This is a genomic window from Streptomyces sp. NBC_00554, assembly GCF_041431135.1.
GTDB lineage: Bacteria > Actinomycetota > Actinomycetes > Streptomycetales > Streptomycetaceae > Streptomyces.
This window is the reverse complement of record NZ_CP107799.1, coordinates 7212855-7222197: the sequence shown is the minus strand read 5'-3', so window position 1 is coordinate 7222197 and position 9343 is coordinate 7212855. Positions and strand designations below refer to the sequence as shown.

2 protein-coding genes are annotated in these 9343 nt (G+C 69.8%); one reads left to right on the top strand and one right to left on the bottom strand.

Translation table 11 applies throughout. The features are described 5' to 3' along the window. Nucleotides 1-16: 16 nt before the first annotated feature. Entirely contained in the window at nucleotides 17-2809 is a 2793-nt protein-coding gene (locus tag OG266_RS31825; protein WP_371549879.1) for a sigma-70 family RNA polymerase sigma factor, read from the bottom strand. Between the two features lie 200 nt (nucleotides 2810-3009). Between OG266_RS31825 and OG266_RS31820 the strand changes: the two genes are divergently transcribed. Next, nucleotides 3010-9330 carry a protein kinase gene (locus OG266_RS31820; RefSeq protein ID WP_371549877.1) on the top strand — a complete coding sequence of 2107 codons (6321 nt, stop codon included), beginning with the start codon at nucleotides 3010-3012 and terminating at the stop codon, nucleotides 9328-9330. Nucleotides 9331-9343 lie beyond the last annotated feature (13 nt).

Sequence of the window (9343 nt, the reverse complement as noted above, 5' to 3'; positions counted from 1 at the left end):
CTGAGCGACGTGCGGATCAGGCCTGGCGTCGGTGATCCCGGAGCCAAGTGGGGCCGCTCGCGATTCCCCGCTCCGCGGCAAGCTGTTCCTGCAGTTCGGTGATGCGGGCCCAGGCGTCGCGCTCGGTCTGGGCGATGCGCTGCGTGGCACGCTGCTCGGCGGCCTGCACTTGCTGGCGGGCCGTCCGAACCTCCTGGCCCCGCTCGACAAGCGTCGCCTCGGACTTTGCCAGCCGGGCTTCGAGGTCGGCGATACGCGCTTCGGCGTTCTCGCGATACCGCCTGGCAGCCGCTTCCACCTCTTCGGCCCGTTGCGCGGCTGCCCGGTGCGCCTCGTGGTGCTCGACCTTCAGACGTGCGATCCGCTCCTCGGCCTGGGCGCGAACTGACTGTTCACGGTGGAACAGGGTCCGGTCCATTCGGAGCAGCAACGCCTCTTCCAGGGCGTCCAGCTCACTCTCGGTGTCCGCGCGGGCGGCGGCGAGCCGTGCAGTGGCGGCCCCGCGCTCTTCGTCGAGTTGTTGCCGGTGTTCCTGGCGCAACTGCTCGACGTACGCCTCATGCGCGAGCCGGACTTCGGCCGGGCGCGCTTCGGTGTCGACCTCTTCCCGGTCCGTTTCCTCCGCGTGCTCCGTCTCCACAGCGTGCTCGGTGTTCTCGGCCCGGCCAGACTTACGAGGTGGCTCGGCGATGAACTCCCGCAGCGCGTCACGCACGGCGAGGCGTGACTCGCCATGCACCAAGGGCTTGCTGGCCAGATAGGCGCGGGGTGTGGTGCCGACCAGCGCCTCGGCCGGCCGCTCGAAGAAGTCCTCGGGCCGATGTCCGGACTCCCCCAGCGCGTCGAACACGCGCCGCAATACCTCCAGCGACGCCACAACCGGACGGTCGAACGTTTCCGTACCCTGGACGGCACGCATCACGGCATCGGTCGCGGACTGCCCGAGCAGCACCGCGAGTTGCAGGTGTCCCACGGCCAGCAGCGCGTACTTCGCGAGCCAGATCACGTCATCGGCGGGGCCCTCCTCTGCCATCCGCCGGGCCTCGTCCCAGTCGCAGGTGTACTGCTCCGCGGCGCAGACCTCCGCCCCAGCACCCGGCGACGGGCTCTCCGCGTCCACCGCGGGCACGGAATCCGGCTCCGCTACGGCAGTCGCCGACGAGAGCGCCGCGGGCACAGAGTCCGGCGCGGGCGCGGCGGCCGGTGGAGAACTCTCCACGAACGCAGTTACGGATTCCAGGACGGGACGGTCGGCATCGGCAACAGTCCCCGCTTCCTCCGGCTCCTCGCCTGCACGCACCAACTCCCTTATCTTGACCCGGCGTCGAGCCCTGGCATCATCTCCGGCTCCGCCCCGGTGGCCCTCCACTCCCGCCCCCTCACCCCGTCGCGCTCCGTCGGTTCCACGGAGCCTCTCCTTCAGCACCGGACGGAGCTTGACCTCGATCTGTCTGATGCGCTCCCGGGTCACCCCGAACTCCCGGCCCAGCTCGTCCAACGTCGACGGCTCGTCCCCGTCCAGCCCCAGGCGTCGTACGAGAATGCGGTGGTCGCGTCCGGAGAACGTGTCCAGGACGGCCATGACCTCCTCCACGGCCAGCGCGCTCAGAACCACACGCTCCACCGACGGCAACGGGCGTCTCCACCCCACGAAGTCACCGAGGGTCACCCCGTCGCCCACGACACGGTCGAGGGAGTCGGTGCGCCGGCTCAGCCGCCGGGCCTCTTCGACCTTCGCCAAGGTGATGTCGCAGAGCACCGCCACGTCGGCGGCGCTCGCAGGCTTGCCCTGCCCGTTCAGGGTTCGTTCCGCCTTCGCCACCTTGCGGATCTGCTCATGCATATGGACCGGGATCCGGATGACGGCACCCTCGTCCGCAACAGCCCGCGTGATCGCCTGGCGCACCCACCATGTCGCGTACGTCGAGAACTTGTACCCCTTGGCCGGATCGAACTTCCGGGCTGCCGTCATCAGGCCCAGCACACCGTGCTGGAACAAGTCGTCGTACTCCAGCCCTTGCTCCAGGTAGCCACGCAGGATCGAGTGCGCGAGCCGCTGATTGTGCAGGACGAGACAGTCCCGCGCACGGACTCTGATGTCATCGGGAGGCAGGCCGCTCAACTCGGCCTTCTCCGGCTCGCGTGCGACGTGACTCGGGCCGCCCCGCACGAGTACGGCGAGACCCACCTCCGCCTCGGCACTCAGGAGACGATTCTCGGGCCGCGGACGGAAACGATCCTCGTCCAGCACGACCAGCGCGGCGGCCACGGCAGCAGCAAGGTCTCCCGTTTCCTGCAGGATCTCCGGCACCGCGGGATCCGGTGGCTCGGGGTCCTCCGACGGTTCCGGCCCTTCCGGCTGCTCCTCCGCCACGGCGGTCTCCCGCAGCCGAGCCCCGGAGTGCAGCGCCACCGTTTCCTTGGCGTTGAGTCCGGCCAGCCGAGCCACGCCGTCCACGGCCTGTGCGGTCACGTACCCATCGGCGTCGGCGTAGCGCGACAGCAGCGCTCTCACCGCATGAACACGAGGGAACACATTTTCTTCACGGATCCGTGCAACCTTTTCCACGCCCGCACTGTCCGCGTCTATGTGCACGTGGACCCTCTGTACGGGCAGCCCCAATCGGGCCAGTTCGTCCCGCAACCGCTCCCGCTCGGCGTCGCCGAGTTCCAGCGTGCGCACGCTCTCCGTGAAGACGTGTTCCGGCACAGCGCCGTTCACCGCGGCGCTCCGAAGCTGCATCAGCAGCTCGACCAAGGTGGCCTTCACGCCGGACACGCCCGCCCCACCCACGGATTGAGCTCCCATTCCGCCCCCCAGGCTCATCTCACACGTGACACTAGAGGTAGCGCGTTGACGACGTCAACAGACTGAAGAAACATGAAAAAAGTTCCCTTCGTGTACAGTAACGGATGCCGCACTCTCCGCTCTGACACGATGGACCGTGCGGCAGCAGGTCAGGGGGCGCGTTCCGCCATGGAACCGCGGGCAGAAGGCGAGGAACGGCAGTGAGCCACGAGCTGGTCGACGGCAGATTCCGTATCGGGCACGTCATCGGCAAGGGCAACATGGGGGAGGTCCACCGGGCCGAGGACCTGCAGGCCGCCGAGGGATCCCCCGAGCGCACAGTCGCCGTCAAGACCATCCTGCGCCGCCGCACCGGCGTCCAGATCGATACCGGCGGCGACCCCAAGGCCGTGCAGCGCTTCGATCGCGAGGTTCGGATCATGCGCCGGCTGCGCCACCGGAACCTCACACGGCTGATCGCGGGCGGCATCGCCGCGGACAGCGGCGATCTCCCTTATCTCGCCATGGAGCTCCTGGACGGGGAGACACTGCGCGACCTGATCGAGGAGGAGCCACAGCTCCCCCTCGCCTGGGCAGCCGCGATCGGCGCCCAGATCGCCGACGGCCTCTCCGCCGCCCACACCGCGGGCATCGTGCACCGCGACCTGAAGCCCGCCAACGTCATGCTCACCCAGGGTGGGACGGTCAAGGTCCTCGACTTCGGCATGGGCCGCATCGTCGACGACCCGGACGAGGCCCGGCTGACCAGCACGGGCGTCAGCGTCGGAACCGCCCGCTACATGGCTCCCGAGCAGTTCAAGGCCAAGCAGGTGACGCAGGCCGCCGATCTCTACGCGCTGGGCTGTGTGCTGTACGAAATGCTGGTCGGGGTACCGCCGTTCACCAGCGAGTCCCCGTACGACCTCGCGAGCAAGCACACCGGCGAGGACCCGACACCCGTCGCCGCGATCCGCAGTGAGATCCCCGTCGAGTTCGCCCGCCTCGTTCACCGCCTGCTGGCCAAGGACCCGGCGGACCGCCCCGCGGACGCAGTGGCGGTCCGTGACGCGCTGCTGCCGCTCGCCCTCGCCGGTGAAGAAGCCTCGCGACTGCCGCACTGGGCCGCCCTGGACCCGGTCCTCCCCCTGCGCACCTCGGCGGCCACGCAGGCGCCCGAGCGCCCGGCACCCGCTCCGAAGCCAGCGGCCGTCACCGCTTCCGGCGCCGGCATGGATGTCTTCGGCGTCCACCGCACGCTCATCAGGGACTACCGCTCCTTCACCGAGGGCGGCACCGTCATCCGTGACGACCGCATCGCGGCGTTCGTCGAGGACGACCTCAACAGCAAGTCGCAGTGGCCCGACCCGTGGCTGTCGCTGAACCCGTTCTTCCAGAGCGGCGGCACGGTGGTCGAGCTCGCCGGGCAGAAGGTCCTGCACGGCGAGTGCGCCCGTATCTTCCAGGCGAAGAAGACCGAGGGCGGCACGGTCCCCGACGGCCGCCCGCTGACACTCCACCAGCACCAGCGCGAGGCCATCGACGCCGCCGCGTCGGGTGCGTCGTACGTCCTCACGACGGGCACCGGGTCCGGCAAGTCGCTCGCGTACATCGTCCCGATCGTGAACAAGGTGCTCCATCAGCGGGACACCGAGGGACCGAACGCTCCCAAGCGGGTGCGAGCGATCATCGTCTATCCGATGAACGCGCTCGCCAACAGCCAGCTCAAGGAGCTGGAGAAGTATCTGCGCGACGGCTACGGCGCGGGCCGCGAACCGGTCACCTTCGCCCGGTACACGGGCCAGGAGGACGACGAGAAGCGCAAGGAGATCCGCGACAACCCGCCGGACATCCTGCTCACCAACTACGTGATGCTGGAACTGATGCTGACCCGCCCGGCCGACCGGGCGAGCCTCATCAAGATGGCGCGGGGCCTGGAGTTCCTGGTCTTCGACGAGTTGCACACCTACCGTGGCCGGCAGGGCGCCGACGTCGCCCTGCTGATCCGCCGCGTCCGCGAGGCCTGTCAGGCCCAGGAACTGCAGTGCATCGGCACATCGGCCACCATGTCGACCGAGGGCACGCTCGACGACCAGAAGAAGGTCGTCGCCGGAGTGGCCAGCACCCTGTTCGGTACGCCGGTACGCCCGGAGCGGGTCATCGGCGAGACCCTGGTCCGCGCGACCCACGAAACACCCGACACCGTTCCCGCCGAGCGACTCAACTCCCCCGCCGCGCCGCGCGCGTACGACGATCTCGTACGCGACCCGCTGGCCCGCTGGATCGAGACCCGCTTCGGCCTGGCCACCGACGAGGACACCGGGCAGCTGATCCGCCAGCAGCCCACGAAGATCGAGGTCGCGGCGAAGGAGCTGCACGAGGAGTCCGGGGTCGCCGAGGAGCAATGTGTCGCCGCGATCCGCGCCACTCTGGAGGCCGGCTCGCAGGCGCTGCACCCGGTGACCGAACGGCCGCTGTTCGCGTTCCGGCTGCACCAGTTCCTCTCCAAGGGCGACACCGTGTACGTCACCCTGGAGGACAAGCTCTCGCGCCACCTCACCCGCTCGTACCAGCTCGAACAGCCGGGCAGCGACGGCAAGTTGCTGATGCCGCTGGCGTTCTGCCGGGAGTGCGGTCAGGAGTATCTGACCGTGTGGCGCACCGAGAAGGACGGCGAGGTCCGGTACGAGGCGCGCCGGGACACCTCCGCGACGGGCGGTCGGCAGGGCGACGGCTATCTGTATGTCGACCACGAGCGGGCGTGGCCGTCCAATGTCCAGTACGCCGTGGACGACCGCCGACTGCCCGAGTCCTGGCTGGAGTTGGACGACAAGGGCCAGGAGGTCGTGAAGAAGACGTACCGCGACCGGGTGCCGCGTGCCGTCACCGTCGATCCGCGCGGCCGCGAAGGGAGCGGCGAACTCCAGGCCGCGTTCGTCCCCTCCCCCTTCCTTTTCTGTCTGCACTGCGGGGTCGCGTACGAGCAGACGCGCGGGCGGGATTTCGCGAAGCTGGCGACACTCGACCAGGAGGGCCGGTCCTCCGCGACCTCGCTGATCTCCGCGTCGGTGGTGCGCTCGCTGAAGTCGGTGCCGGAGGAAAGCCTGGACAAGGAGGCGCGCAAGCTCCTCACGTTCGTCGACAACCGGCAGGACGCGTCCCTCCAGGCGGGTCACTTCAACGACTTCGTACAGATCACGCAGTTGCGCGGCGCCCTGTACCGGGCGGCTCTGGACGCGGGCGAGGACGGCGTCCACCACGAGGAACTGGCCTCGTCGGTGACGAACGCGCTCGCCATCGAGCCGGCCGACTACACCGGCGAGAGCGATCTGCCGCCCTCCCTCGCCCGCAACGCCGCCAAGACCCTCCGTGACGTGATCGCGTTCCGGCTCTATCTGGATCTCGAGCGCGGCTGGCGTATCACCATGCCGAACCTGGAGCAGACCGGCCTGCTGGAGATCGGCTACGAGGACCTGGAGTGGGTGGCGGCCAAGCAGGACCGGTGGGCGGGCACGCACGAGGCGCTGCGCGACGCCGACCCGGCACTGCGGGCCGAGGTTATGAAGGCGCTGCTCAACGAGATGCGCCGCTCCCTCGCCATCGACGTCTCGTACTTCCGTGACGACTTCGACTCGCTCCAGCGGGCGAGCGAGGAGCGGCTGATCGACCCGTGGGTGCTGTCCGCCGCCGACAAGCCGAAGGTCGGCACGGCCTATCCGCACCCGTCCCGCCCGGGCATGGACCGCTCGGCTCTGTTCCTGTCGGCGCGCGGCAAGTTCGGCAAGTACCTGCGCCGTGCGGACACGTCGTTCAAGACGCTCGATCCGGCCGATCTCCAGATGGTCATCGAGGAGTTGCTGAAGGTTCTGGCCAAGGCCGGTCTGGTGAAGGAGGTGACGGAGGCCCCGCAGCGCGCGGGCCGCTACCGCAGGTCCTCCGCCCCGACCTCGACCGGCTACCGTGTGGCCGCCCAGTCCCTCGTGTGGCGTGCGGGCCGGGGCGAGCGGGGCACGCACGACCCCTTGACCCGCACCTACCAGAGCGGCGACGGCCCGCGCGTCAACACCTTCTTCCGCGACCTGTACAAGGACACGGCAGGCACCCTGTCCGGCTTGTTCGCGCGCGAGCACACCGCGCAGGTCTCGCCCCAGGAGCGGGAGCAGCGCGAAGAGGCCTTCCGCAAGGCGGAGTTGAAACTGCTGTACTGCTCCCCGACGATGGAGCTGGGCGTCGACATCTCCCAGCTCAACGCGGTGATGATGCGCAACGTACCGCCCACACCCGCGAACTATGCGCAGCGCTCGGGCCGCGCGGGCCGCAGCGGCCAGCCCGCCCTCGTCACCACGTACTGCGCGACGGGAAACAGCCACGACCAGTACTACTTCCGCCGCTCGGAGCGCATGGTCGCGGGCGCTGTCGCCCCGCCGCGTCTGGACCTCGCCAACGAGGACCTGGTGCTCTCCCACCTCCAGGGCATCTGGATCGCGGAGGCCGGCCTGAAGCTGGGCCGTGCCGTCCCCGAGGTGCTCGACGTGTCGTACCCGGACACGGGTGACCGCCCGAACCCCGCGCTGGAGCTGCTGCCGGACATCCTCGCGGCCTCCCTCGACGAGAGCGCCCGGCGCCGCACCGTCGACGCGGCCCTGCGCGTCCTGGGCCCGCTCCTGCCCGATTTCGCCGACACCACGTGGTGGCACGACGACTGGATCCAGGACCGTGTACGGACGGTGGCGACCCGCTTCGACCGGGCCTTCGACCGCTGGCGGCAGCTGTTCCGCTCCGCGCTCGACGACCAGTACATCCAGAACAGGCGCCGCCTCGACTACAGCCTCACCGAGGGCGACCGCATCCGTGCCAACGCCCGCCGCCGTGAGGCCGAGACACAGCTGAACCTGCTGATGAACGAGAGCGCCGACAGCAAATCGGTCCTCTCCGACTTCAACCCGTACCGCTATCTGGCGTCCGAGGGCTTCCTGCCCGGCTACAGCTTCCCGCGCCTCCCGCTCGCCGCGTACATCCCGACCATCGGCCGCCGCCGCGGGGACGGCGACTACCTCCAGCGGCCGCGCTTCCTCGCGATCCGCGAGTTCGGCCCCGGCGCGCTGATCTACCACGAGGGCGCCCGCTACCAGGTGACCCGCATCCAGCTACCGCCGGACTCCTCGGGCGAACTGGCGACCAGCGAAGCCCGCCGCTGCGCCCAGTGCGGCTACCACCACGACCCGGAGCAGCTCGAGGACCGCTGCGCCATGTGCCACGAACCGCTGGGCTCGGCGACATACGGCCTGCTCCACCTGCACACCGTGTACACCACCCGCCGTGAGCGGATCTCGTCCGACGAGGAGGAGCGGCGCCGCGCCGGCTACAAGCTGGAGACGTCGTACCGCTTCCAGGACCACGGCACCCGCTCGGGCCGTCTGAACGCGTCGGTCTCCGACGCCTCGGGCGCGCCGCTCGCCGACGTGGCGTACGGCGACTCGGCGACCGTCCGCATCACCAACATCGGCCGGGTTCGCGCCAAGAACGACGAGCCGGCCGGGTACTGGCTGGATCTCGCGGACGGCCGCTGGATGAACGACAAGGACGCGTCCGATGCGTCCGGCGACTCCAGCGAACTGCCCGTGGTCGACGCGGACGGCAACGAGCGGCGCCGCAAGAAGCGGGTCATCCCGTACGTGGAGGACCGCCGCAACATCCTCGTCGTCACCCTCGACGAGCCGCTGCCGGAGCCGGTCGCGCTCTCCCTGATGTACGCCCTGGAACGGGGCATCGAGGCCGCGTTCGAGCTGGAGGACGCCGAGCTGTCCAGCGAGCTGCTGCCGCCGGACGACGGCCCCCGCAACCGCATCCTGTTCACGGAGGCCGCCGAGGGCGGCGCGGGTGTGCTGCGCCGCCTCCAGGCGGAGGACGACGCCCTGGCGAAGGCTGCCGTACGCGCCCTGGACATCTGCCACTTCGACGCGGACGGCACCGACCAGGGCGGCCCGCACCCGGACCGGCCGTGCGCGCTCGGCTGCTACGAGTGCCTGCTGACGTACGGCAACCAGCTCAACCACGCCCTCATCAACCGCCACTCGGTGCGGGACCTGCTGGTGCGGTTCGCGACGGCGACGGCCCGGCGGGAGTCGCGCGGCGAGTCGCGTTCTGAGCAGTACCGGCGACTGCTCGACCAGTCCTCCCCCTCCTCTCCCGCCGAGCCGACACCGGTCGAGGCATCGGTAGCCGAGACATCGGCGGCCGAACTGGCCGCTCAGGGCGACTTCCTGGGCTGGGCAAAGGCGCGCGGCCTGCGGCTGCCGGATGAACCGGGCTCGTTCCTCACCGAGGCGATGGCGACCCCCGACTACGTGTACCGCCTGCCCGGCGTGAACGTGGCCGTCTTCGTGGACTCCCCGGACAAGGCGCAGGACAGCTCCCGGGACGAGGATGCCGAGGACCGCTTGTTCAATGCTCGCTGGGACGTCATCCGCTTCGCGCACGACGCCGACTGGGACGCCGTCGCCGCCGCCAATTCCCGCTACTTCGGCTCTCCGGCCGCCAACTGACCGCCCGCCCCAT